This window comes from Maricaulis sp., from assembly GCF_048270265.1.
Lineage (GTDB): Bacteria > Pseudomonadota > Alphaproteobacteria > Caulobacterales > Maricaulaceae > Maricaulis.
This window is the reverse complement of sequence record NZ_JBLWTD010000001.1, coordinates 237,025-262,641: the sequence shown is the minus strand read 5'-3', so window position 1 is coordinate 262,641 and position 25,617 is coordinate 237,025. Positions and strand designations below refer to the sequence as shown.

Below are 25,617 nucleotides of genomic sequence, written 5' to 3'. Positions count from 1 at the left end.
ACTGAAGGCACGGCCGGGAGCAATCCCGGCCGTGTCTGTATGAGTTTACACGTTCAATACGGTCGACGAGCCGTGTTCCATTCGCTACAAATCGCGTTGAGTTTGCCGAACCGTTTTCGGCCATGATCATCAGGAGTCGGTATGCGTCGCCGTTTTATGTTCGCCAGCGCCCTTGTAACGCTGAGTGTTGCAGCCCCTGCCGCCTTCGCGGATCGCGAAGTCACCACAACGGTCACCGACCCGATCGCCACCTCTACGGCGGGCGATGGCGGAGTAGCCGACAATGTGGTGATTTCCAGCACGGGCCGCGTCACGCTGACCACCGTCACCGACCCGGCTCTCACCCTCGACAGCGACAATTCCGTCACCAATAACGGCAATATCACGGTCACGACCGATAACGATGGCGGCGTTGGTGTCCATGTCCTCGGCGGCAATACAGGCTCCTTTACCAATTCCGGCTCGATCCAGGTCCTGTCCGAGACCCTGCCGACCGATGAAGATGGTGATGGCGATCTTGACGGTGACACTGCGACCGGTGGCAGCCGCGTTGCGGTTCTCGTCGATGGCGCCGCAGTCTTCACCGGCGACATCCTGTTCACCTCGTCCAGTTCGATCGTCGTGCGCGGCAATGATTCTGCCGGCATCCGGATCCTGACCAATCTTGACGGCAATTTCTCGAATACCGGCGCCCTGACCATTATCGGCGACGACTCGGTGGGGATTGACGTCCAGGACGACATCTCCGGCGATGTGGTTATCGGCGGCTCGGTCACGGCGACGGGCGAGGATTCGATCGGCGTCAGCCTGAATGGCGATATCGGTGGCCGCCTTCTGGTCAGCGGTGCCGTGTCCTCGAATGGATACCGTTTTTCCGGCGTACTGACCGATGACCTCATCGAGGAATTCGATCTCACGCTCGATCCGGAAGATGACAATATTTCCGGCTCGGCAATTGTCATCAGTGGCAATGTCGCCCAGGGCCTGCTGGTCAATGGCCCGATTGCCGACAATGAAGACACCGCGGTGAACGAATCCACCGTCACCGCTGCCACCGTATCGAGCCGCGGCAGCGCGCCAGCCATGCATATCGTGGCGAATACCCATGATATCGTGCTGGGCGAAGTCGTCATTCCTGCCATTCCCGATGATCCGGACACCACGGATGTCGATGAGAGCGAGCCCCAGCAATTGCTCGGCTACAGCTTCGTCAATCGCGGCGGCATCGGCTCGACCGGCGATCTCGACGGCGTCGACACGACCGGCCTGCGCATCGACGGCACCGGCGGTTTCACAACGACCCTGTCCGAAGGCATGCTCAATCTGGGCTCTATCGCCACCACGACCTATGGCTCGTCCGACAAGCCCGCGGTCGGCACCACCTTCGCCATCGGCGAAGGCGCGATCATCCCCGTGCTCAACAATTCCGGCGCTCTGCGGGCGACCTCGGTCGGTATCGGCGGCACCGCGCGTGCGCTCGTCATCGAGGCCGGCGGCTATATGCCATCCCTGATCAATCATGGCGATCTGGCCTCGATCAGCACCGGTGGCGGCAGCGTCATCGCTGTGCGCGATCTCTCGGGCACGCTGACCTCGGTCGCGAATACCGGGACCATCCGCGCCATCTATGGCGAGCCGGAGGATGGCGTTACAGCCGTGCCTTACGAGTCCGTCGCGATCGATCTGGGGATGGGCACGGCCAACACCCTCGTACACCAGTACCTCTCCGCCGATGCCGGCGAAGACGCCGTGGTCACGATCATCGGCGATATCCTGTTTGGCAGCGGCGATGACACGCTTCTGGTCGAAACCGGCTCGGTCACCGGCGCAATCAGCTTTGGCGCAGGCGCCGACAATCTCGTCATCAATGGCGACGCGATCGTTTCCGGCGCCTTGAGCGATTCCGATGGCGATCTGGCGATCAGCGTCGACAATGGCCAGCTCACGCTGTCGGCGACGACCGACACCACGATCCGCGAAGCCCGCTTCGGCGATGGTTCGGTCCTGCGCTTCCAGGTCGACCACGAAACCAATATCGCAGCCGCCATCAACGCCACCGGCGAAGTCACCTTCGAAGCCGGTTCGCGCATTTCCTCGGCCCTGACCAATCTGATCGGCGAAGGGGCCACCTATGTCGTGCTCACGGCCGACAGCCTGGTGATCGAGGAAGCACTGGACCTGCTGCAGGATACAACCGCGCCTTATCTCTACGAGGCCGCGCTGAATTTCGATCCGAACAACTCCAATGCCCTGACCCTGACGCTGCAGCGGCGGACGGCCGAACAGCTCGGCATGAATGCCAACCAGGCCAGCGCCTATGAGGCCAGCTATGCCGGCTGGCAGGGCAATGCCGAACTCGGTGCCGCGATCGCCTCGCTGACGACCGAGGGCGAGTTCTTCCAGGCCTATGACCAGCTTCTGCCGGAATATGCCTCGAGCGCGATCCAGTTTGCCCTCGCGACCAATGACAGCGCTGTCGGCGCCCTCGCCAACCGGCTCGATGCCGTGCGGCGGAGCCCGGAGAATACCGGCGGTCTGTGGGTGCAGGAATTCGGCTATTATGCTGATCGTGCCGGCACCTCCTTCGGCCCCGGCTATCGCGGCCACGGCCTCGGCCTTGCGGTCGGTTTCGACCAGCCCTTCGGTCCCTTCTACGCCGCCGGCATCAATTTCGTCGGCTCGGCCAGCGAGATTTCCGAAGTCGAGGGCTTTGACGATCCGATGTCCGCCGTCTCGGGCCAGCTGGGTGTCTATGCCGGTTCGCAATTCGGCGAAGTCACCGTCGATTTCTACGGCGCCGCCGGCTATGACAGTTTCGAGCACAATCGCCGCGTCCTGATCGGCAGCTACGACGTTTCGCCGACGGCGAGCTGGAGCGGCTATCACATCGCCGGCTCGGCCCGCATCGGCCGCGACTTCACGGCCGGGAACTACTATTTCCGTCCCTCCGCCTCGATCGATTATCTCGGCCTGTATGAAGGCTCCTACACCGAAACCGGTGGCGGCTCCGGCGTCGATCTTTATGTCGATGCGCGGGACTCCAGCAGCTTCTCCAGCACCGCCCTGCTGACCTTCGGCGCCCGCTATGCCGGTGCCGACAGCTGGTGGTCGCCTCATATCGAAGCCGGTTTCCGCAATGAGTTCAGCAATGGCGAGACCGAGACCGAAGCCCAATTCGTCGGCTATGACGATACCTTCACCCTGCGTTCGCAGCAGATGCCGGGTACAGGCTTCATCTTCGGCTTCGGCATCGCGGCAGGCTCGGGCTATTCGGTCTTCTCCTTCGATTACGATGCCGATCTGCGTGAGGACTTCATCCGTCACACGGCACGTATCGTGATGCGGATGGTGTTCTAGCCGCAGGCTAGACCGGCAAGACTCGATTAACCCTGTCAGGCCAGACTGCGCGGCATGAAACGCGTTGGTCTTCTCCTGTGCCTGACCCTGGTCAGCCTTGCCGCCTGCACGACGCCAACGCCGTCGCAGACCGCTGATGTCTGCCTGATCCTCGAGGATAATCGCTCCTGGTGGCGCGCCATCCAGCGCACCGAGCGCCGCTGGGGCGTACCGCCCGGCGTCCAGCTCGCCATCCTCAAGCGCGAATCCAGCTTCAACGCCCATGCCCGCCCGGCGCGCAATCGCCTGTTCGGCATCATTCCGGGGCGCCGACCCTCGAGCGCCTATGGCTATGCCCAGGCGCTGGACGGCACCTGGGACTGGTATCGCGAGGACACAGGCCGCGGCGGCGCCAATCGCAACAACTTCGGTGACGCGGTCGACTTCGTCGGCTGGTATGCGTCCAAGAGCCGTGAATTGTCGGGCATCTCGTCGGACAATGCCCGCGATCTCTATCTCGCCTATCATGAGGGCCATGGCGGCTTTAACCGCGGCACCTACCGCTCCAAGCGCTGGCTGGTGAATGTCGCCGCCGATGTGGCCCGCGATGCACAGCGCTATGAAACGCAGATCGATGGCTGTGAACGCCGGCTTTCCCACCGCTTTTGGCTGTTTTGAATCTCCCCTAGCGGCTCCGACTCGGGCATGCTGGAGCGATGTCATCACCAAGCTCGCAATCCGACCTGTTCTCGTCCTCGCCCGCGCCCATCCCTGATGCGACGCCGCCGGCGGGCTATTCCGCTGCCCAGATCGAGGTACTCGAAGGGCTCGAGGCCGTGCGCCGCCGTCCCGGCATGTATATCGGCGGCACCGATGAGCGCGCCTATCACCATCTCTTTGCCGAAATCCTCGACAACTCCATGGACGAGGCCGTGGCCGGCTGGGCCGACCGGATCGAGGTCTCCCTCGACGAGGACGGCTATATCACCGTCACCGACAATGGCCGCGGCATCCCGGTCGACCCGCACCCGAAATTCCCCGACAAGTCGGCGCTGGAAGTCGTTCTGACCATCCTGCATGCCGGCGGCAAGTTCTCCGACAAGGCCTACAAGACCTCCGGCGGGCTGCACGGCGTCGGCATCTCGGTCGTCAACGCGCTCTCCTCGGTGCTCGAGGTCGAAGTGGCGCGGGAAAAGGTCCTCTGGTCCCAGAGCTATTCGCGCGGCCTGCCGCAGGGCCCGATCGTGCGCGTCGGCGCCACGGCCAATCGGCGCGGCACCAAGATCCGCTTTCTGCCGGATACCGAGATATTCGGCGACAAGATGAAGGTCAGCCCGGCGCGCATCTATGCGATGGCGCGCTCGAAAGCCTTCCTGCGCCGCGGCGTCAAGATCCTGTGGCGTTGCCCGGAATCGATGGTCGAAGGCACCGACATCCCGGCCGAGACCATTCTGTGCTTCCCGGGCGGCCTCGCCGACCGGCTCGCCGAGATGACCGGCAAGTCCGCCCTCGTCACCACCGAAGCCTTCACCGGCAAGGTCGAGCGCCCCGGTGATGGCGGCGGCGTCGAGTGGGCCATGGCCTGGTCGAGCAATGGTTTCGGCAGCGAGGCCGACGGTTTCTGCCAGACCTATTGCAACACCGTGCCGACCCCGCAGGGCGGCACGCATGAACAGGGTTTCCGCGCCGCGATCACCAAGGGGCTGCGCGCCTATGCCGATCACAGCCACGCCAAGAAGGCGGCCCTCATCACCCCCGATGATGTGATGGGCGGCGGCGGTTCGCTGGTCTCGGTGTTTATCGGCGAACCGGAATTCCAGGGCCAGACCAAGGAACGCCTCGCCTCGCCGGAAGCGGCCAAACTGGTCGAGGCCGCCGTGCGCGACCAGTTCGATCACTGGCTCGCCGGATCCCCGAAGGAAGCCACCAAGCTGGTGGAATGGGCGATCGAGCGCGCCGAGGACCGGCTGCGCCGCCGCAAGGAAAAGACCGTCAAACGCCAGTCCGCCTCGCGCCGCCTGCGCCTGCCCGGCAAGCTCGCCGATTGCTCCCGCGCCGATGCCGATGGCACCGAACTCTTCCTGGTCGAGGGTGATTCCGCCGGCGGTTCGGCCAAACAGGCGCGCAATCGCAAGACGCAAGCCATCCTTCCCCTGCGCGGCAAGATCATCAATGTCGTCTCCTCGGCCAGCGACAAGGTCTCGGCCAATCAGGAGATCAGCGATCTGCAACTGGCACTCGGTTGCCAGACGGGTTCCAAGTTCAAGCTCGAGGATCTGCGTTATCAGCGCGTCGTCATCATGACCGATGCCGATGTCGACGGCGCCCATATTGCCGCCCTGCTGATCACCTTCTTCTTCACCTCGATGCCTGAACTGATCCATGCCGGCCGCCTCTATCTGGCCCAGCCGCCGCTCTTCCGCCTGACCCAGGGCAGCCACACGCTCTATGCCCGCGACGAGGTCCATCGCGACCAGTTGTTGCGCGACGAGTTCAAGGGCTCGGGCAAGGTGGATATCGGCCGCTTCAAGGGTCTCGGCGAAATGACCCCGGCGCAGCTCAAGACCACCACCATGGACCCCGGCGTGCGCACCTTGGCCCGTGTCATCATCCCCGAGGGCGGCATCCCGACGGTCGAGGCGCTGGTGGAAACCCTGATGGGCAAGAAGCCGGAACTCCGCTTCGCCTATATCCAGGAACACGCACCCGAAATCAGCACGCTCGATATTTAGGCACACGAAAATCTCCACGCGGCCTGCCGCTGGAGGTTTGCTGGGGCCTCCCGGTTTGGGAGGTGTGTGGGACGCCGGCGAATGCCGGTTTTTGAGTAAGTTTTGGGGCATCCGGGACGTCCCACACGTGGAGATTTACTCAGGTCCCTCGCGGGCCCTGCCTCGAAATGACCGTGGAAGATTGGTCGAGCCCTAATGCCTCACTTCCCCGATCATGGCCCCACCGGAACTCGGGCTGTCACGCCTCCGTGCGGATGGGCTCCACGCTCCCGATCGCCGCAAGTGACTGAGCTCACGCCTCCCGTGCGACCGGAACGAGGCGATTATGCGCCAGGGTTCAGGGGGTGGGGATAACATCAACAAAAATGCGTCATCCCGACGAAAGTCGGGACCTCGATAGACCGGGCTCCGCGCTTGTCACGTCTGGGTCCTGACTTGCGCCAGGATGACGTGGGTTGGTTGGCGAAGGCCGGGGATAGCTGAACGACAACGCCGCAACGCTCACTGATCCGCCCCCGCTTCACCGGCGTATACCTTCAAAACAAAGGAATTCGCCATGTCCCCGATACTGAAGACCGCCGCCCTCGCCCTGACCCTGCTGGCCCTGCCCGCCACGGCTCATGCCGCCGATGAGCCACCGCACACTGTGGTGGCCGAGGACAGCGCGATCCAGGTCCGCGACTATGCCGCGATGATCCTGGCCGAGGTTGAGGTGAGTGGTGATATGGGCGATGCCGGCAATGCCGGTTTCCGGCCGCTGGCTGGCTATATCTTCGGCGGCAACCAGGCCCGCGCCGGCGGCAGTGACGAGATCGCGATGACCGCCCCGGTGATCCAGACGCAATCGGAAAACATCGCCATGACCACCCCCGTGACCCAGTCCATGGCGGGAAACGGCAGCTGGCGCGTCGCCTTCGTGATGCCACCGGAATGGACGATGGAAACCCTGCCCGTCCCCGAAGACCCGAATGTGACCCTGACCGAACGCCCGGCCCGGCGCATGGCGGCGATCCGCTTCAGCGGCGGACCCAATGATGCCCGCTTCGCGGACAAGACGGCGGAGTTGCGCGCCTGGCTGTCGGCGCAGGGCTATGAAGTGATCGGCGAGCCGGTCTATGCCCGCTACGACCCGCCCTGGATCCCGACCTTCTTCCGCCGCAATGAGGTCATGCTGGAGGTCGCACGCTAGAGCGGAGCCTGCTTCCTAAACCCCTAAAAACCAATAACTTGTCATCCCGGCCGGATGCCCGGACCTGGTCCGGGCGCAGAGCCGGGACCGACCCGCCTGTCCAGATGGCGCACGGGTAGGTCCCGGATCTGCGCCCCGCCTGCGCGGGGCATCCGTCCGGGATGACAACGCGTTGTTATTTGGAGAAAACACGGGACGGTTGGATCGCCCCCTACCCCAACACCCCGGTCGCAAACAACCGCACCTTCAACCCGCCATGATCGATATAGGGCCCCGGCGCGCCGAACGGCAGGCGCGTGGCCTTGGCGAGTGAGACCTCCGTGGTGACGAGCCCGACCCGCCAGCCGGCAAAGCGGGTCATCAGCGTCTTGCCGAGGCCGCGATAGAGCCCCTGGAGGGCGGTCTTGTTGCCGATGCGGGTGCCATAGGGCGGGTTGATCATCACAAGGCCGGGCTGGCAGTCCGGCGCTTCCAGCTCGGAGACGGGGCATTGCTGGAACCGGGTCAGATGCGCCACGCCGGCACGCTCGGCGTTCTCGCGGGCAACGCGGATAGCGCCGGCATCGCGATCGGAGCCATAAAAGCGCAGATCGGTCTCGCGCGGAGCGCGAGGGGCTCGCATCACTTCCCAGGCTTCCCTGTCAAAACCCACCAATTGCTCGAAGGCGAATTCGCGGGCACGACCGGGTGCCAGGCCGGCGGCGATTTCGGCGGCTTCGATGACGAAAGTGCCCGAGCCACACATCGGGTCGAGCACGGGCCCGGTGCCGTCATAGCCGCACTGGCGCAGGAAGAGCGCGGCCAGGGTCTCGCGCATCGGCGCCTTGGCGACGGCCTGTTTATAGCCGCGCTTGTGCAGCAGCTCGCCGGAGGTATCGATGCTGAGTGTGCACAGATTATCCTCCAGCCGCGCTCTCACCTGCACGGCGGCATCGCTGGCGATCGGCGCGCCGAGCTCCTCGCGGATCGCGGTCTCGATGCGCTGGGTGGCAGCACCGGCATGATAGATTTTCGAGCGTTTCGATGTGGCATCGACGCGCACCGGCACATCGGGGCGCAGAATTTCGCCCCAAGGGAAGCGGCGCGCCAGCTTGTCGAGCTGGGACAGGTGCACGGCATGGAAGGCACCGATACGGGCGAGCACGCGGCTGGCGCCGCGGATTTCCAGATTGGCGCGCCAGACGTCCGGCCAGCCGCCCTTGATGGTGACGCCGCCGGATTCGGCGACCGGGCCGGCAAAGCCCTTCTCCACCAGCTCGGCGCACAGCATGGCCTCTAGGCCGGGAGCAGTGACGAGGAAAATGTCGAATTGCGGTGTCGTGGTCATCGGGCTGGCTTAGCGGAGATTTCGCGGCGGATCGACGGCGCTGTGCTGTCGGGGCGGATCGTCACATGACCAGATCGTTAATTTGACGCAAGGCGGACAAACGCGTTCTATTCCTGTGACTTTGCCCGGCATGTGATTCAACGGGTGCTATTGGGGAATCCATCACGATGAAACTGAAAGCCTGGATGCCAGCGACGGCGCTTGCCGCTGTCTTTGCCCTGGCGGCCTGCAGTGGCGAGACCGGAACCACCGGCGACGCTGCAGCTTCCGCGAGCAGCGAGAGCGGCGATGTCGTCCGCTACAGCCTCGACCCTTATCCCTCAACCTATGTGCCCCGCGAGAGCGGCGTCACCTTGATCCAGCATGCTACCGTGTTCGACGGCATTGGCGGCCGGATCGAGAATGGCGATGTGCTGGTCGAGAATGGCCGCATCACCGCGGTTGGAACCGGTCTGGAAGCCCCCGAAGGCGCCACCGTGATCGACGCGGCCGGTCGCTATGTCACGCCGGGCATCATCGATATCCACTCCCACCTGGGCGATTACCCGTCGCCGGGCGTGAATGCCCATAATGACGGCAATGAAATGACCTCGCCGGTGACCGCCGAGGTCTGGGCCGAGCATTCGGTCTGGCCACAGGATGTCGGTTTTGAAGCCGCCCTCGCCGGTGGCGTCACGACGCTGAACATTCTGCCCGGTTCGGCCAATCTGTTTGGTGGCCGCGGGATCACCCTGCGCAATGTCCCCGGACGCACCGTGCAGGACATGAAATTCCCGGACGCGCCCTACACACTGAAAATGGCCTGCGGCGAAAACCCGTCGCGCGTCTATGGCAGCCGTGGCCAGTCGCCCGCCACCGACATGGGCAATATGGCCGGCTATCGCGCCGCCTGGCAGAGCGCGGTGGAATACCGCCGCAGCTGGAATGACTACTGGGAGAGCGCCGAAGCCGGCGAGGATGCCTCGCCGCCAAGCCGCAATCTGGAACTCGACACGCTGATGGGCGTGCTCGATGGCGAAATTCTCGTCCAGATGCATTGCTATCGCGCCGACCAGATGGCCCAGATCATCGATCTGTCGCACGAGTTCGACTATCAGGTCACCGCTTTCCACCACGCCGTGGAAGCCTACAAGATCCCCGATCTTCTGGCGGAAAACGGCACCTGTGCCGCCGTCTGGGCCGATTGGGGCGGCTTCAAGATGGAAGCCTATGATTCCATCCGTGAAAACCTGCCCATGGTTCATGCCGGCGGGGCCTGCGCCATGATCCATTCCGACAGCGATATGGGCATTCAGCGACTCAACCAGGAAGTCGCAAAAGCCCTGGCCGATGGCCGCCGTGCCGGAATTGATATTTCCGACGCCGACGCCTGGCGCTGGCTGACCTCCAACCCGGCCACCGCGCTGGGTATTGACGACCAGACCGGCTCACTCGAAGTCGGCAAACGCGCCGACATCGTGCTGTGGTCCGCCGATCCGTTCAGCAGCTATGCACGCGCCGACCGCGTCTGGATCGACGGTGCCCTGACCTATGACCGCAGTGACGAGGCCATGCAGCCTGTCCGCGACTTCATGCTCGGCCAACCTGGTGAGGGAGACCAATAATGCAACGCTTCATTTCCGCACTTGCGCTCGGCATGGTCCTGGCTGCGCCAGGCTTTGCCCAGACCTACGCCGTCACCAATGGCCACGTCGTCACCAATACCGATGCGGGCATTATCGAGGACGGCACAGTGCTGGTCCGCGACGGTGATATCGTCGCTGTTGGCAGCGATGTCACCATTCCGGTCGGCACCACTGTCATCGACGCCGATGGCGGCTGGATCACGCCGGGCATTTTTGCCCCGGTCACCCAGCTGGGCCTGATCGAGGTTGCGCTCGAAGACACCACCAATGACGCCAGCGGCGACTCATCGCCCTACTCCGTCGCACTTGACGTTGCCGACAGCTTCAATCCGGCCGGCACGCATATCCCGTCCAACCGGATGGGCGGCATCACTCGTGCGGCGCTCTATCCCTCGACCGGCTGGAATATCTTTGCCGGCCAGGGTGGCCTGATCGACACCTCCGGTTCCAGCACCTCGCTGTTCGAAGAGGGCAGTTTCGTATTTGCCGATCTGAGCCAGTCCGGCGCAGCCACGGCAGGCGGCTCGCGCTCGGCGGCATGGACCTATCTCGACGCGGCCTTCGCCGATGCTCGCGGTTATCCGGGCCGGTTCAGTGGTGATCATGAGGGCGATGCCCTCAACCGCTATGATGCCGCGGCCCTGGTGCCGGTGGTGCGCGGGCGCATTCCGCTGGTGATGAATCTCGATCGTGCGGCGGATATCCGCCGCGCCTTGCGCTTCAAGGCCGAACACGCACCGATGCAGTTGATCATCCAGGGCGGTGCCGAAGCCTGGATGGTGGCCGACGAGCTGGCTGCTGCCGGCGTGCCGGTTCTGATCGATCCGATCCGCAATCTGCCCAGCACGTTCGACGCCCTCGGCTCGACGCTTGAAGGCGCAGCGCGTCTGCAACAGGCCGGCGTCACGGTCGCCTACACCACCGAGTCCGCTGACGGGTATTTCAATGCCCGCCTGCTGACCCAGCACGCCGGCAATGCCGTCGGGCATGGTGTGCCCTGGGATGCAGCCTTCCGTGCCATCACGCTGACACCGGCGGAAATCTATGGCGTCGGGGACCGTTTCGGTGCCCTCGCCGCGGGTTATACCGGCGATGTGGTGGTCTGGGACGGCGATCCGCTGGAAGTGATGAGCGCGCCGGTGGCGATGCTGATCAATGGCGAGCCAGCCGCTTTGACCTCCCGTCAGACGCAGCTGCGCGACCGTTACATGAATATCACTGACGAGACGCCGTTCGCCTATCGTCGTTGAGGAATCTCTGCCTGTGCGTTGACAGAACGCACAGGAAACGTATTTTGCCTCTGCATTCGTGGCCGCGCCGTTTCGGCGCGGCCACGTCATTTTTGCTCCCAGCCTGATGCTGCTTCAGATTTAAAAGGACGCCATGACGTTCGAAGACCTCGGGTTAAGCCCGAAACTGCTCACCGCAATCACCGCGGCGGGCTATACAGAACCCACCCCGATCCAGGCCGGCGCCATCCTGCCAGCATTGACCGGTCGCGACGTGCTGGGCATTGCCCAGACCGGCACCGGCAAGACTGCGGCCTTTGTGCTGCCCCTGATCGAACTGCTTTCGCGCGGCCGGGCCAAGGCCCGCATGCCCCGCTCCCTGATTATCGCACCAACCCGCGAACTCGCCGCCCAGTGCGCCGAAAATTTCGAATCCTATGCCAAGGGTCAGCGCCTCTCGATGGCCTTGCTGATCGGCGGCGTCGCCTTCGGGCCCCAGCAAGCCATTCTCGATCGCGGCGCCGATGTGCTGATCGCGACCCCGGGCCGGCTGCTTGACCATTTCGGTCGCGGCAAACTGCTGCTCAACGGCGTCCAGATCCTCGTCGTCGATGAAGCCGACCGCATGCTCGACATGGGTTTCATCCCGGATCTCGAGAAGATTTTCTCGCTGACCCCGCCACGTCGTCAGACCCTGTTCTTCTCGGCCACCATGCCGAACGAGATCAAGAGCCTGATCGACCGCTTCCTCGACGACCCGGTCCGGGTTGAAGTCGGACGCCCGGCCACGACTGGCGTCAATATCGAGCAGTATCTGGCACGCGTCCACGACGCCCAGCCCAAAACCAAGCGCGCGGCCCTGCGTGATGCGATGACCCGCGAAGGCGTCAAGAACGGCATCATTTTCTGCAACCGCAAGCGCGATGTCGACATGGTGGCCCGCGAGCTGACCAAATACGGCATCCCCGCCTCGCCTATCCATGGCGATCTCGACCAGTCGGTCCGCACCGCTACCCTGGCCGGGTTCAAGGATGACAGCATCCGCTTCCTCGTCGCCAGTGACGTTGCCGCACGCGGTCTCGACATTCCCGATGTCAGCCATGTCTTCAATTATGACATGCCGCATCATGCCGATGATTACGTCCACCGCATCGGCCGCACCGGCCGGGCCGGCAAGACCGGCACCGCCGTGACGATCTTTGCCCCGGGCGATGAGAAGAACCTTGCCGCCATCCTCAAGCTGACGCGCCAGGACATCCCCGATCTGCCAGCGCCCGGCGCTGCGCCTGCCAGCCCGGCTGCTGAAGCAGCCGCGCCGGCCGCGAGTGTTGCGCCTGCGGGCGAAGTGCCCGCCGCCGCCCCCGAGGCTGCCGAAGAGACCAGCGCACCGCGCACGCCGCGCGGTCGTCGCTCGACCCGCAAGCCCCGCGAGCCCAAGCCGGAAGCCGCAGCGGCTCCCGTGGCAGACACGCCTGCAAAGCCCCCTGCTCCGGCAGCAAAAGCTGAAGCTCCGGCGGCGAGTGCCCCGAAGGCCGATGCCGCACCAGCCACGGAGCAAGGCCCCGTTAAGCCGGGCGAACCGCACGAGACACGTCCGGCAAAGGCCGCACCGTCCCGCAACAGCCGTTCGGGCGAACGCAAATCCGGCTCGCGCCGCGGCCAGGGCGAAGGCCAGGACCGTGATGTCGTCGGCTTTGGCGAACACGTGCCGGGGTTCATGCAGACCCAGGGCTGACGCCGGCGTATGAGGTGATCGGGCGGGCCGTTTTCGGCCTGCACGATCTGTTAATCATACAATATGAGCGATTTTTACCTCTTCTTTTCCTTTCACGGCTAGCTTGCTTGAAAGGCCCCAGGGACACTCGGGGCCTCGACAGGGAAGGGTCTCTCGTGAACGGACGTTTATTGGGTAAGGACGGCAGAGAGTTCGCGCTGAAAGCGCTGGACCTCATGGAGCAATTTGATGTTCCGCCGACCCCAGAAAATTACGCCGTCTGGATCAGTTTCGCCAGCGACACCAATCCCGAGCTGTGTGAGTCGGTTCGAGCTCATATCGAAGCCGGCGATACATTCACACCCGAGATCAGTTCCGATCTGTTCGATCAGTATTTCCAGTGGCGTGCCATCCAGGACGCAATCCTGGAAAGTGGCGGCATGATGAGCCGCGAGCTGGGCAATGTGCAGGAAAGCCTGCGCGCTGCCGAAGCCGACACGCTGGCCTATGGCGAGACCCTCGCCGGTGCGACATCACAACTGGGCGAGGCCGTCAGCGATCCGGGCATCAAGAAGCTCGTCGAATCGCTTGTCTCGGCGACCGCGAAAATGCAGCGCCGCAGCCATGATCTCGAAAACAAATTGCAGGCGACCTCGAAAGAGGTCACCCAGCTGCGCGACAATCTCGAGCGGGTGCGTGAAGAAGCGATGACCGATGCCCTCACCGGCATTGCCAATCGCAAACGCTTCGATGAGAGCCTGCGCAAGGCGCGCCGCGAAGCCGATACCACGGGCACGCCCCTGAGCCTGGTCCTGTGCGATATCGACTTCTTCAAACGCTTCAATGACACCTGGGGTCACCAGACCGGTGACCAGATCATCCGCTTCGTTGCTGGCTGCCTGACCCGTCATGCTCCGGAATCGCATGTTGTGGCACGCTATGGCGGCGAGGAATTCGGCATCGTGATGCCAGGCGCAACGCCGGAAGAGGCCCTCGCAATTGCGGAGAAAATCCGCCGCACGGTCGAATCCAAGAAATTGCTGCGCAAATCCACCAATGAGGATCTGGGCAATATCACCATCTCGATGGGGATCGCGACCTTCCAGGGAAGCGAGTCGATCGAGGCGCTGATCGAGCGGGCCGACACGCATCTCTATCGCTCCAAGACAGAAGGCCGCAATCGCACCACTACGGATGGCGCGACCAGCCAGCTTGGACGCGACGCGGCCTGATCCAGGCTCATCGATCCCTTTGACATGAAAACGCCGCCTCCTTTCGGGGCGGCGTTTTCATGTCAGAGCGGCGGTGCTGTCGCGGCGAAACTCGCCCGCCCGGCCCAGGCCCCATGCAGCGCCGCCAGCCCCGGCCTTTGCTGGCGCCATTCGCACTCGGGAAAGCGGAAATCGAGATAATCAACCGCCAGGGCAATCGTCAGACCGCCAAGGCTGAGCGGCTCAACAGGTGTCGCACATTCGCGCTCCAGCTCGTCGAGCGTCCGCAGGATTCCGCGCTCACGCCGGCCGAGCCAGAAGCTGCTGTAGATCGCCTCGTCGCGCACCATCTCGACACGCCGCGCCACGGCCAGATCGAGCAGTCCGCTGCCGAGCGCCTCAAGACGGCGGTCATCCCATCCGGAGGACCATGGCGTTGCGGCGCGGTCATTGAGCCAGGCACTGATCAGGCCGCTCTCGGTCAGGGCCTGACCGTCATCGAGCACCAGGCACGGCACGCGTCCGAGCGGATTGGCCTGCAACAGCGTCGCGGAATCCTCGAACGGATTGTCGGCGATCTCGGTGACAACGTGCTGCAGGGCCAGTTCCCGCACCAGGATCCGGCATTTGCGGGCATAGGGCGAGGTTGGCGAATAGATCAGCTGCATCATGCTCAGTGCTCGCGCACCGGTACAATGGTGACGCTCTCGCCGCAGCCGCAGGCATCGGTCTGGTTGGGATTGCGGAAGACGAATTTGGAGTGGAGCGCCGTGGTCTCGTAATCGAGCTCGGTGCCGAGCAGGAAGAGCAAAGCCTTGGATTCGAGCACGATTTCCACGCCCTTGTCCTCGACACGCTCGTCGAGCGGCTCGGGTGCCGCGACATAGTCCATCACGTATTCCATGCCGGCACAGCCGCCATTCTTGACGCCAACGCGCAGAAAGCCCGCGCCACGCTGGGCCATGATGGATTTGACCCGCTGCGCTGCCGCTTCGGACAGGGTGACGGCCTTGGGTCTTTCACGTCTTGCCATAATCGGTTTTCCGTCCGTCAAAACATGTTCAGGGAAAGGCGGGCCTCGTCAGACATGCGGTCCGGAGTCCATGGCGGGTCGAAGGTCAGCTCGACCTCGGCCTTGTTGACGCCCTCGACGCGCTGAACCGCTTCCTGCACCCAGCCAGGCATCTCGCCAGCCACAGGGCAACCGGGCGCGGTAAGCGACATCACGACCTTCAGCGTGCGGTCATCTTCCAGATCGACCTTGTAGATCAGGCCGAGCTCATAGATATCGACCGGTATTTCCGGATCATAGACAGTCTTGAGCTGGACGATGACCTCATCGGTGATCTTCGCCAGTTCCTCGACCGGTATCGGTTCCGGCTTGGGTGCATCCGCCACAGGCTCCGCAGCGGCCGCCGGCGCGTCGGTTGTCATGGCTGGCGATCCGGAAAGATCGATCACGTCTCGTGTGGTGCTATCGGTCATGGTCATACCTAGATGAGAAACTCGCGGGCCTTTTTCAATGCGTCGACAAATGCATCGGCCTCTTCAAGTGTGTTGTAGATGGCAAAACTGGCGCGCGCCGTGGCGTTGACGCCCATATGACGCATCAGCGGCTGGGCGCAATGATGCCCGGCACGAATGGCGACGCCATACTTGTCGAGGATTTGCGCGATATCGTGGGGATGCGCGCCCTCCATGGCAAAGCTGATGATGGCGCCCTTGTCCTGGGCTGTGCCGATAATGCGCACACCCTCGATCCCGGCCATGCCTGTGACGGCACGATCCATTAGCGCACGCTCATGCTCCATGATGGCAGCACGGTCATGGCGTTCCAGCCAGCGGATCGCGGCGCCCAGACCGATCGCATCGGCAATGGGCGGCGTGCCGGCCTCGAACTTGTGCGGCGGGTCGGCGAAGGTCAGCCGGTCCTCATAGACATCGGCAATCATCTCGCCGCCACCCATGAAGGGTGGCAGACGCTCAAGCCAGTCGCCCCTGGCGTAAAGCACGCCAATGCCGGACGGGCCGTAGAGCTTGTGGCCGGTGAAGACGAAGAAGTCACAGCCCAGTTCCTGCATGTCGACGGGGATATGGACCGCCGATTGCGAGCCGTCGAACAGGACGGGCACGCCGGCCGCGCGGGCGATTTCCATGATGCGCCGGGCATTGTTGATGGTGCCGAGCACATTGGACATATGGCTGATCGCGATCAGTTTGGTCTTCGCGTTAACCATGTCTGCCAACTGTGGATAACTCAGCTCCCCGGCCGGCGTCACATCCGCCCAGCGCAGGGTCAACCCCTTGGCATCGGCCAACATTCTCCAAGGCACGATGTTGGAGTGATGCTCCATCCGGCTGATGATGATCTCATCGCCAGGCTTCAGGCCTTGGCCGAAAGAGTGGGCGACCAGATTGATCGCCTCGGTCGAGCCACGGGTAAAAACGATCTCTTCGGTACGTGCGGCATTGATGAAACGGCGCACATCATCGCGCGCCAGCTCAAACGCCTCGGTCGATTCATTGGCCAGGGTATGCAGGCCGCGATGCACATTGGCGTAATAGCTCCGGTAAACCCCGGCGACGCTTTCAATGACGAATTCCGGCTTCTGGGCAGAGGCCGCATTGTCGAGATAGACCAGCGGCTTCCCGTTGATCTCGCGCTGCAGGATCGGGAATTCATTGCGGATCGCCGGGATGTTGAGCGGCGCGGTCACGGTTTTGGGCTGAGCTGTCATGAGATCGACCTCAAACGCTGCTGCAGCCGTGCCCGCAATTCATCACGCAGGGCCTCGTCGGTCACGAAATCCAGCGGTTCGGCGAGGTAGCTCTCGATCAGCAAAGCCTGCGCCTGGACCAGCGGGATGCCGCGCTGGCGCATGTAGAAGAGCGCCGTCTCGTCGAGCGTACCGATGGCATTGCCATGGGCGCACTGGACATTGTCGGCATAGATTTCCAGCTCGGGCTTGGCATCGATCTCGGCCCGGTCATCGAGCATCAGGGCGCGATGGGTCATCTTGGCATCGGTGAGCTGGGCGGCGCGGTCGACCTTGAACTTGCCCTGGAAGACACCGCGGGCATGGGCCGCAACAGCGCCCTTCACCAGCTGGCGGGTGACACCGCCCGGCCCCGTATGGTGGACCGAGGTGGTGTAGTCGAAATGGCGCCCCGCATTGAGCAGATAGACGCCGTGTAGATTGGCTTCGCTGTGCTCGCCGGCATGCATGACGTGGGTCTCATTGCGGATCAGCTTGCCACCGAAGGAGAGTGCGATCTGGGTGAGCTTGGCGTGCTGTGCGAGATCGATCTTCGAAGAGGCGATCAGAATGCCCTGATCGGCCTCGTCATGGATGCAGATGCGCTCCAGCCGAGCGCCCTCCTCGATCGTGATGTCGAGATGCATATTGCCGAGCGAGCCGGCATCGCAGCCATAGCGCTCGACCAGGGTCACGGCGCGGCCGGATTTGACGGTGAGCTTCAGCGCAGCCGCGCTGGCCCCGGCGCTTGCATGGATGCCCAGATCGACGGTTTCGCCGTCAGCGGGCTCCAAAACGTCGCTGGCGGCACCCTTGAGGGTGATCGCGCCCGCACCGGAAATCTCGCCGGCAGCGCGGCGCAGGTCCGACCATTTCCACATTTCATTGCGGCGCGTCGGCAGGCCCTGCGTGCGGGTGGCTTCGCGCAATTGCGCCAGCCAGCCGGTCGCACCGTCGAGAGCGTCGATCAGGGCGGTTTCAGCCGCGACAGGTTTGATCACGCCCATGGTCAGGCCGCCTCGCCGATATATTTGTCATAGCCTTCGGCTTCGAGCTCGTGCGCGAGTTCGGGGCCACCGGACTTGACGATGCGGCCCGCGGCCAGGATGTGGACGACATCGGGTTTGATATAGTCGAGCAGGCGCTGATAGTGGGTGATGACCAGCATGCCCCGCTCCGGCGAGCGCAGCGTGTTGACGCCGTCGGCGACGACCTTGAGGGCATCGATATCGAGGCCGCTATCGGTCTCGTCGAGGATGAGGAATTTCGGCTCGAGGATTAGCGCCTGGAGAATTTCCAGCCGCTTCTTCTCGCCACCGGAAAAGCCGACATTGACCGGGCGTTTGAGCATGTCCATCGAGATGGAAAGCTGTTTCGCCTTCTCCCGCGCCAGCTTCATGAAGTCCGGTGCCGAAATCTCGGCCTCGCCGCGCGCAACGCGCTGGGCATTGAGCGCTTCCTTCAGGAAGATCAGCGTCGGCACGCCGGGGATTTCAACCGGATATTGGAAAGAGAGATACAGCCCGCGCGCGGCGCGTTCCTCCGGCGCCATTTCGCCGATCTCCTCGCCATTGAACAGAATAGAGCCCTCGGTGACCTCATAGCCATCGCGGCCGGTGACGGCATAAGAGAGCGTCGACTTGCCGGATCCGTTCGGCCCCATGATCGCATGCACTTCGCCGGCCGGAACCTCGAGCGTGATGCCGTTGAGAATGAATTTCTCCACCCCATCCTGAGCTTCAACTTTGCAGTGCAGGTTATTGATTTTAAGCATTGTTACTCTCTTGCAATCATCAGTGTCGCATGGCGGAATTCGCCAAAATTCAATTCGTGTACAATCTCACCAGTCCCGGCTTTCGCAGGCCGCGATCACCGCCGCTGCCGACATCTGCATCGCTGCGAGACCGCTCTGGTCGAGCAGGCGGCAATCCCGTGCGGCATAGTCGATCAGCATCTCATAGACGGTTCCGAGCCCGTCGACGGTCAGACGGCTGGCAGTCTCGTAGGCGGTCGCCGCATCGCCGCGCGAATGGGTAATCATCAGACCACCCCGCAACTCAAACCCGTCGACATCAAAGCCCGACACTTCGCCAGCGCGGTGAAACAGGCCTTCATCATCCTGCTGCCAGAGCGAATAGAGTGTGTTCACATTGCCGGTCATCATCGGGATGAAGAGCTCTTCGCGCTCATCAGCATTGATGTCGCGCAGGGCCGGGCTGGCCATGGCTCCGTCAATGATGATCGGACCGAAGCTCTGGACTTCCTGGCCTTCGAGCGTGTTGAGATTGACCATCAGGCGTGTGCCGCGGGCCGCCGGTGCATACTCGAAAAACAGGAGGTGATCCTCGCCGAGCAGCAGGGCGCAATCGGTCGAGCCCGTGCCCGCCTCCAGCTCGTCACACCAGGGCTGGCCCTCGTCGTGGACAAAATCCGGCTGGTCGAAATCCTGGGTACACCCCGCGCCGCCGATCAGGACACAGCTCGCAAGCGCCAGCATTATGCGGTTCTTCAGGCTCATTTTCCCCTCCCTGGGGGCTTTGGTGTTGGCGGCGGACATCAGTTTCACCAATCGCGCGCTTCGCAAGCCGAGATCAGCGCGGCGGCGTCGAGGCCTGCAGCAGCCAGCCCGCTCTCATCGGCCAGCCGGCAGGTGCGGCTGTCATAGTTCATTTCCAGCTCATAGACGGTCTCGATCCCGTCCGCACCGAAGCGCGAGGCGGTCTCGTAATAGGTCACGGCACTGCCGCGCGAAGGCGCGATGATCAGGCCGTCGCGCAGCTCCAGGCTGTCAATGCCATAGGTGGAGACTTCACCAACCGGCGCAAACAGCCCGGCCGCATCCTGGCGCCAGACCGCATAAACCGTGTTCACATTGCCGGCGAAGAGCGGGATCACCAGTTCGGCCGTGCCGTCGCCGTCCAGATCGCGCAGCGCCGCAACGCCATAAACCGGCTCGACATCGATCGGCCCGGAGGTCGCCAGCGTGGCGCCGGCAAAACTGTGCTGGCTCAACACCATTTGCGAGGCATAGCCATCCTCATCGGTGAGATAGTCGAGATAGACAAAGCGCTGATCATCGACACGCAGGGCGCAATCGGTCGACGAGCCCTCGCCGGCCTCGAATTCATCGCACCAGGCATCGCCGCCACGCTCGGAGACTTCCGCTTCCGGAGCAACCTCACCACCGGTGGCCAGTGCCGTGCTGTCGGTCGCCGCATCGCAAGCGCCCAGTGCCAGCGCCACAGCGCAAACCAGTGTCAGCTTGTCGAGTCCGCTCATCCCACACTCCCCTCAAGGCTGACCGCGAGAAGCTTCTGTGCCTCGACGGCAAATTCCATTGGCAATTGCTGCAATACGTCGCGAACGAAACCATTGACCAGAAGCGCGGTCGCCTGCTCCTCGGAGAGGCCGCGCTGGCGGGCGTAGAAGAGCTGGTCCTCGGACAGGCGCGTTGTCGTCGCCTCGTGCTCGAGAATGGCTTTCGGCGTCTTGCACTCGATATAGGGCACGGTGTGGGCGCCGCAGGTATCGCCGATCAACAGGCTGTCACACTGGGTGAAATTTCGGGCGCCCTCGGCCTTGGCATGCACCGAGACCAGACCGCGATAAGTCTGGTCAGACTTGCCCGCGGAAATACCCTTGGAAATGATGCGGCTGGTCGAGCCCTTGCCGAGATGGATCATCTTGGTGCCGGTATCGGCCTGCTGATGCCCATTGGTGACGGCGATGGAATAGAACTCGCCGCGCGAATTCTCGCCGCGCAGGATGCAGGACGGATATTTCCAGGTGATGGCCGAGCCGGTCTCGACCTGGGTCCAGGAGATCTTGGCATTCTTGCCACGGCAATCGCCACGCTTGGTGACGAAGTTATAGACCCCGCCCTTGCCGTCAGCATCGCCGGGCCACCAGTTCTGCACGGTGGAGTATTTGATCTCGGCATCGTCGAGCGCGATCAGCTCAACCACGGCGGCGTGGAGCTGGTTCTCGTCGCGCATCGGTGCCGTACAGCCCTCCAGATAGGAGACGTAAGAGCCCTTGTCAGCGATGATCAAAGTGCGCTCGAACTGGCCCGTGCCTTCGGCATTCATGCGGAAATAGGTCGAGAGCTCCATCGGGCAGCGCACGCCGGGCGGTACATAGACAAAGGAGCCGTCGGAGAAGACGGCCGAATTGAGGGTCGCGAAGAAATTGTCGGAAGCCGGAACCACCGAGCCGAGATATTTCTTCACCAGCTCGGGATGATCGCGCAGGGCTTCGGAGATCGGGCAGAAGATGACGCCGGCCTTGGCCAGCTCCGCCTTGAAGGTCGTGACGACGGAGACGCTGTCGAACACGGCATCAACGGCGACCTTGTTTTCCGATCCCTTGACCCCGAGCAGGACTTCCTGCTCGCGCAGGGGAATGCCCAGCTTGGCGAAATCGGCGAGGATTTCCTCGGGCACGTCATCAATCGAGTCGTACTTCACGCCCGCCTTGGCGCCGGCATAATAGCGGATATTCTGGTAGTCGATCTCGGGATAATGGACATTGGCCCATTCCGGATTTTCCATCTCCTGGAAGCGCTCATAGGCGGCCAGACGCCAGTCGAGCATCCATTGCGGCTCGTCCTTGGTGGCGGAGATATAGCGGATGATGTCGGTGTTCAGCCCCTTCGGCGCGATGTCCTGTTCGACATCAGTCGTGAAGCCATACTTGTACTTGCCGGATTCCAGCTCGCGGACATCATCGATGGTCTGTTTGATCGCTGCCATTTTACCTACCGCCCTCAGGCGTTCACTGGGAGTTTCGGGGCGATGCGGGCGTGCGCAGCCGTCCAGGCGCGCGCGAACACATCGATGTCGGATTCACGGGAGGTCCAGCCGAAGCTGATCCGGACCAGGCCCTCGGCCGGGCCTGTGTCGAGGCCAAGCGCCAGGCCCGCCTTGGAGCCACGCGCCTTGCCGGAAGAACAGGCCGAACCGGCGCTGATCGAGATATTCGCCAGATCCATCGCCATGACCTGCGTCTCGCCCTTCCAGGACGGATGGGAGATGGAGAGCGTATTGGGCAGGCGCGGGGCGCCCTCGCCGAGAATTTCAATCTCCGGCGCCGCCGTCTTGAGTCGTGCCGCGAGGGCATCACGCCATTTTGCCAGGCTGGCGAAATTGTCCAGATCCGCGACCGCCAGTTCCAGCGCCTGACCGAGACCGGCAATGCCGGCAACATTCAACGTCCCGCCTCGACGGCCCTTTTCCTGGCCGCCACCATGATGATGGCGCGAGAGCGGGGCATTGCAGGCCGCAATCAGGGCACCGCTGCCCTGCGGGCCACCGAATTTGTGGGCCGAAATCGCCATGTAATCAGCGCCAAGGGCCGCAAAATCGACCGGAATCTTGCCGGCAGCCTGTATGGCGTCGACGATCATCAGCCCGTCATGTTCATGGATCAGTCTTGCGGCCGCCGCGACCGGCTGGATTGTGCCGATCTCGTTATTGGCCAGCATCAGGGCCAAAACCGGGCGCCCGTCCTGCTCGGAATTCCAATTGGCGAGGCGCGCTTCCAGCCAGGCCAGATCGGCAATGCCGTCGCGCGTCACCGGAAGGGTCTCGACCGGCAGGCCGGAGGCACGCGCCGTTGCGGCAATTGCCTCATGCTCGAGCGCCGAGACTATCAGACAGCCGGCCTCCCCGGCGTCGATCGCGGAATGGATCGCCAGATTGGTCGCTTCGGTGCCTCCGGAGGTGAAGATCACATCCTCGGCCCGCGCGCACAGCAAGCGCCCGACAAGGCGGCGCACATCCTCGACGGCGCGCGCGGCCTGCTGGCCGTCGCGGTGCACCGAAGAGGGATTGGCAGTCCGGCTCATGGCGTCCGCCATCGCCGCGACCACCTCCGGCCGGATCGCCGTGCTCGCATTATGATCGAGATAGACCCGCATGACGCTATTCGGCCGCCTCGTGATTCATCAACAGGCCGACCGCGCGATCGAGCCGCCCGCTGGCACCGCTGGCCGAACCCTGGACGCGGCGCTGGGTGACGTCTTCAAGGGTCACCGAGCTGAGAAAGAGGAAGATATGCCGACTCAACTCGTCCCAGAGATCATGGGTGACGCAGCGGCGGCCATCGGCCAGACAGCCCTTGGCATTGGAACAGCGCGTCGCGCGCAGCGGTTCGTCAACGGCGGTGATGATATCGGAAATGCGGATCTCGTCCGCCTGGCGGCTAAGGCGATAGCCACCGCCCGGTCCGCGCACACTGGTGACGACATCGGCCCGGCGCAGCTTGGCAAACAATTGTTCCAGATAGGATAATGAGATCGACTGGCGCGAGGCAATTTCCGCCAGCGTTACCGGACCGCCGCCGCTCGCAGCGGCAAGGTCGGCCATCGCCATGACGGCATAACGTCCCTTGGTGCTCAGCTTCATGCGTTTGCCTCCTTAAACACTCGCATCTCGCATCCCGATCATGCTAAGACCCGCCCCTTCGGAAGGGCGCGCGATCGTGATTGAGCATGCGAGTCCAATATCCGAGTAGGTTAGTCAAGTATATGGCCTCGGTCCCGCGCCGTTACAAGGCGCGATTTGCCGCATGGCTGCACGAAATCATTGGTACCACCCAGGAAGGCGAGACTGAATGCCTGACGTAATCATTCCCGGCCCGGCCGGCCGGCTTGAAGGGCGTTACAGCCCGAGCGAAGACCCGACAGCACCTGTCGCGCTGATTCTCCATGCCCATCCGCTTGGCGGCGGACATATGGAAAACCCGCTCGTCGAGATGATGTATGATTCATTCCGCAAGCGGAATTTCGCGACCCTGCGTTTCAATTTCCGCGGCGTCGGCCGCAGCCAGGGCAGCTATGATCAGGGACTTGGCGAGCTCTCCGATGCCGCCACCGTGCTCGACTGGGTGCAGGGCTATAACGCCACCGCACGCTATTGCTGGGTTGCTGGCCATTCCTTTGGCGCCTGGGTCGGTATGCAGCTCCTGATGCGCCGTCCGGAAATCGCCGGCTTCGTCTCCGTCGCCCCGCCAACCAATATGTATGACTTCACCTTCCTCGCGCCCTGCCCGGCTTCCGGCATCATCGTCCATGGCGGCGCCGACAAGATCGTGCCGGCCGAGGATGTCGAGCGCGTGATGTCCAAGGTGCGTGTGCAAAAGGGTATCGAGATCCAGCGCGATATCATCCCCGACGCCAATCACCTGTTCACCGAACACCTCCCCGAGCTGGAACGCCGGATCAACACCTATCTCGATGATCGCATTCCACTGGTCGAGAAAGAACGCTCCGAACGCCAGATCACCGGCAAGCGCTGATACGCAAGCGCCGCAGGACCGAGATGAAGACGCCGCCGGCTTTCAAGCTGGCGGCGCTTTCACGTCGGCAATCAAGCGGCGGGATGCGCGAGACGGCCACCGCTGACGGGCCGTGAGACACCGGTTGTCGACGGGATACTGGTCGGCAGTCCGGCGGCCGTGCGGGCCGCAAGCCAGGCGAAAGCTTCCGCCTCCAGCAGGTCACCACGCCAGCCCACTGCCTCGACGGCCTCGGGTCGCACCCCCATCGCCTCGCCCATCATGCGCATCAGGACCGGATTGTGGCGCCCGCCGCCGGTCGCCAGAATGCGTCCGGGCTGGCCAAGCTGATCGATCGCCGCCGCCACTGTCCGTGCCGTAAAGGCTGTCAGCGTCGCTGCGCCATCGGCATCGCCAAGATGCCGGACCGGATCGAGCGAGAAGTCCCAACGGTCGAGGGATTTCGGCGGGGCCTTGGCGAAGAAGGGGTGTTTCATCAATTGTTTCAGGGCGGCGGGATCAATTCTTCCCTGCGCCGCCAGCTCGCCATTGAAATCATGGCTGACACCGCGCCGCTGCTGACACCAGGCATCGATCAGACCATTGGCCGGGCCGGTATCAAAAGCGATCGGGTCGCTGTCCGGCGCAAGCCAGGTGACATTGGCCACGCCGCCGAGATTGACCACGGCGAGCGGCAGTTCCAGCCCGCCCTGATCCACCAGGGCCGCATGATAGAGCGGGGCAAGCGGTGCCCCCTGCCCGCCCTCTACAACATCGGCACTGCGGAAATCATACACGACATCAATACCCAGCCGCTCGGCCAGCGCCGGCCCGTCACCGATCTGCAGGGTGCGGCCCTTGCGCCGTCCCGACGGCGCGCGGTGCAAAACCGTCTGGCCGTGAAATCCGACCAGGCTGATCTCGCCCGAACCCAGCCCCGCCTCGGCCATCAGCGCCTCGACCAGTTCACCATGACTAGCTGTGAGCACCGCTTCGGCGGCGGCAAAATCCGGGGCCTCGCCCTCGAAATTCCAGGCCAGCGCGGCATCGACAGCGGCCTGCAGCACCGCCCGTTCAGTCGCGGTGTATTCACGCGTCTCACCCGCGCCAAATTCGGAGATCCGCTCGCCGTCGGTCCGGATCAGGGCCGCATCGACGCCGTCCAGCGATGTGCCGCTCATCAATCCGATCACGTATTTCATGCGCGGGCCCTCTTTTCTCGC

The 25,617-nt window shown here is 63.4% G+C and carries 22 protein-coding genes; 9 read left to right on the top strand and 13 right to left on the bottom strand.

Annotated elements, in window-relative coordinates:
- The first annotated feature begins 141 nt into the window (after window positions 1–141).
- The 4 genes from ACN0YF_RS01245 (at window position 142) to ACN0YF_RS01230 (ending at window position 7,257) form a co-directional block, all read left to right on the top strand.
- The gene (locus ACN0YF_RS01245) at window positions 142–3,357 is read left to right on the top strand and encodes an autotransporter outer membrane beta-barrel domain-containing protein (RefSeq protein WP_417493018.1); all 3,216 of its coding nucleotides are present in this window, start codon (window positions 142–144) and stop codon (window positions 3,355–3,357) included.
- Window positions 3,358–3,411: 54 nt separating this feature from the next.
- The gene (locus ACN0YF_RS01240; RefSeq protein WP_417493017.1) at window positions 3,412–4,014 is read left to right on the top strand and encodes a hypothetical protein; all 603 of its coding nucleotides are present in this window, start codon (window positions 3,412–3,414) and stop codon (window positions 4,012–4,014) included.
- A 38-nt stretch (window positions 4,015–4,052) separates the two neighbouring features.
- Window positions 4,053–6,068: a DNA topoisomerase IV subunit B gene (gene parE / locus ACN0YF_RS01235; RefSeq protein WP_417483445.1), complete on the top strand. Its 2,016-nt coding sequence runs from the start codon at window positions 4,053–4,055 to the stop codon at window positions 6,066–6,068.
- 556 nt (window positions 6,069–6,624) lie between these two features.
- Window positions 6,625–7,257: an SOUL family heme-binding protein gene (locus tag ACN0YF_RS01230; RefSeq protein WP_417493016.1), complete on the top strand. Its 633-nt coding sequence runs from the start codon at window positions 6,625–6,627 to the stop codon at window positions 7,255–7,257.
- Window positions 7,258–7,468: 211 nt separating this feature from the next.
- Here the strand turns inward: ACN0YF_RS01230 and ACN0YF_RS01225 are convergent, their stop codons facing one another.
- Window positions 7,469–8,584 carry a THUMP domain-containing class I SAM-dependent RNA methyltransferase gene (locus ACN0YF_RS01225; RefSeq protein ID WP_417493015.1) on the bottom strand — a complete coding sequence of 372 codons (1,116 nt, stop codon included), beginning with the start codon at window positions 8,582–8,584 and terminating at the stop codon, window positions 7,469–7,471.
- A 167-nt stretch (window positions 8,585–8,751) separates the two neighbouring features.
- Here ACN0YF_RS01225 and ACN0YF_RS01220 point away from each other — a divergent pair, with 167 nt between their 5' ends.
- The 4 genes from ACN0YF_RS01220 to ACN0YF_RS01205 all read left to right on the top strand — a co-directional run bounded on the left by ACN0YF_RS01220 (window position 8,752) and on the right by ACN0YF_RS01205 (window position 14,384).
- On the top strand, window positions 8,752–10,188 hold the full coding sequence (locus ACN0YF_RS01220) for an amidohydrolase (RefSeq protein ID WP_417481431.1): 1,437 nt from the start codon (window positions 8,752–8,754) through the stop codon (window positions 10,186–10,188).
- Window positions 10,188–11,459, top strand: coding sequence for an amidohydrolase family protein (locus ACN0YF_RS01215; RefSeq protein ID WP_417493014.1), 1,272 nt, complete (start codon window positions 10,188–10,190; stop codon window positions 11,457–11,459). The genes ACN0YF_RS01220 and ACN0YF_RS01215 overlap by 1 nt, the downstream gene beginning before the upstream one ends.
- A gap of 133 nt (window positions 11,460–11,592) precedes the next feature.
- Window positions 11,593–13,173 (top strand): DEAD/DEAH box helicase, encoded by a 1,581-nt coding sequence (locus tag ACN0YF_RS01210; RefSeq protein ID WP_417493013.1) that lies wholly within the window; start codon window positions 11,593–11,595, stop codon window positions 13,171–13,173.
- Window positions 13,174–13,388: 215 nt separating this feature from the next.
- The gene (locus ACN0YF_RS01205) at window positions 13,389–14,384 is read left to right on the top strand and encodes a GGDEF domain-containing protein (RefSeq protein ID WP_417481434.1); all 996 of its coding nucleotides are present in this window, start codon (window positions 13,389–13,391) and stop codon (window positions 14,382–14,384) included.
- 62 nt (window positions 14,385–14,446) lie between these two features.
- Here ACN0YF_RS01205 and ACN0YF_RS01200 read toward each other — a convergent pair whose 3' ends face one another.
- From ACN0YF_RS01200 to ACN0YF_RS01150, 11 genes are all read right to left on the bottom strand, one after another.
- Window positions 14,447–15,034, bottom strand: a complete 588-nt coding sequence (locus tag ACN0YF_RS01200) for a glutathione S-transferase N-terminal domain-containing protein (protein WP_417493012.1) — start codon at window positions 15,032–15,034, stop codon at window positions 14,447–14,449.
- Window positions 15,035–15,036: 2 nt separating this feature from the next.
- Window positions 15,037–15,396: a HesB/IscA family protein gene (locus ACN0YF_RS01195; RefSeq protein ID WP_417481436.1), complete on the bottom strand. Its 360-nt coding sequence runs from the start codon at window positions 15,394–15,396 to the stop codon at window positions 15,037–15,039.
- Between the two features lie 17 nt (window positions 15,397–15,413).
- Window positions 15,414–15,797, bottom strand: coding sequence for an SUF system Fe-S cluster assembly protein (locus tag ACN0YF_RS01190; protein WP_417481620.1), 384 nt, complete (start codon window positions 15,795–15,797; stop codon window positions 15,414–15,416).
- A 59-nt stretch (window positions 15,798–15,856) separates the two neighbouring features.
- Window positions 15,857–17,101, bottom strand: a complete 1,245-nt coding sequence (locus ACN0YF_RS01185; protein ID WP_417493011.1) for a cysteine desulfurase — start codon at window positions 17,099–17,101, stop codon at window positions 15,857–15,859.
- Window positions 17,098–18,126 (bottom strand): Fe-S cluster assembly protein SufD, encoded by a 1,029-nt coding sequence (sufD, locus tag ACN0YF_RS01180; protein ID WP_417493010.1) that lies wholly within the window; start codon window positions 18,124–18,126, stop codon window positions 17,098–17,100. Before sufD ends, ACN0YF_RS01185 begins: the two co-directional genes overlap by 4 nt.
- A 2-nt stretch (window positions 18,127–18,128) precedes the next feature.
- Window positions 18,129–18,893 (bottom strand): Fe-S cluster assembly ATPase SufC, encoded by a 765-nt coding sequence (sufC, locus tag ACN0YF_RS01175; RefSeq protein WP_417493009.1) that lies wholly within the window; start codon window positions 18,891–18,893, stop codon window positions 18,129–18,131.
- A gap of 66 nt (window positions 18,894–18,959) precedes the next feature.
- Window positions 18,960–19,637, bottom strand: coding sequence for a hypothetical protein (locus tag ACN0YF_RS01170; RefSeq protein WP_417493008.1), 678 nt, complete (start codon window positions 19,635–19,637; stop codon window positions 18,960–18,962).
- A 44-nt stretch (window positions 19,638–19,681) separates the two neighbouring features.
- Window positions 19,682–20,398, bottom strand: a complete 717-nt coding sequence (locus tag ACN0YF_RS01165) for a hypothetical protein (RefSeq protein WP_417493007.1) — start codon at window positions 20,396–20,398, stop codon at window positions 19,682–19,684.
- A complete protein-coding gene (gene sufB, locus ACN0YF_RS01160) occupies window positions 20,395–21,870 on the bottom strand; it encodes a Fe-S cluster assembly protein SufB (protein WP_417493006.1) in 1,476 nt (491 codons plus the stop codon). Before sufB ends, ACN0YF_RS01165 begins: the two co-directional genes overlap by 4 nt.
- Before the next feature lie 14 nt (window positions 21,871–21,884).
- Complete coding sequence (locus ACN0YF_RS01155; protein ID WP_417493005.1) at window positions 21,885–23,036, bottom strand: cysteine desulfurase family protein; 1,152 nt, start codon at window positions 23,034–23,036, stop codon at window positions 21,885–21,887.
- Window positions 23,037–23,040: 4 nt separating this feature from the next.
- Window positions 23,041–23,523 (bottom strand): Rrf2 family transcriptional regulator, encoded by a 483-nt coding sequence (locus ACN0YF_RS01150; RefSeq protein WP_417481446.1) that lies wholly within the window; start codon window positions 23,521–23,523, stop codon window positions 23,041–23,043.
- Between the two features lie 208 nt (window positions 23,524–23,731).
- On the opposite strand from ACN0YF_RS01150, the gene ACN0YF_RS01145 reads away from it, so the two are divergent.
- Entirely contained in the window at window positions 23,732–24,415 is a 684-nt protein-coding gene (locus tag ACN0YF_RS01145; protein ID WP_417481447.1) for an alpha/beta hydrolase, read from the top strand.
- Between the two features lie 71 nt (window positions 24,416–24,486).
- Here the strand turns inward: ACN0YF_RS01145 and ACN0YF_RS01140 are convergent, their stop codons facing one another.
- Entirely contained in the window at window positions 24,487–25,596 is a 1,110-nt protein-coding gene (locus ACN0YF_RS01140) for an anhydro-N-acetylmuramic acid kinase (protein ID WP_417481448.1), read from the bottom strand.
- Window positions 25,597–25,617: the final 21 nt, after the last annotated feature.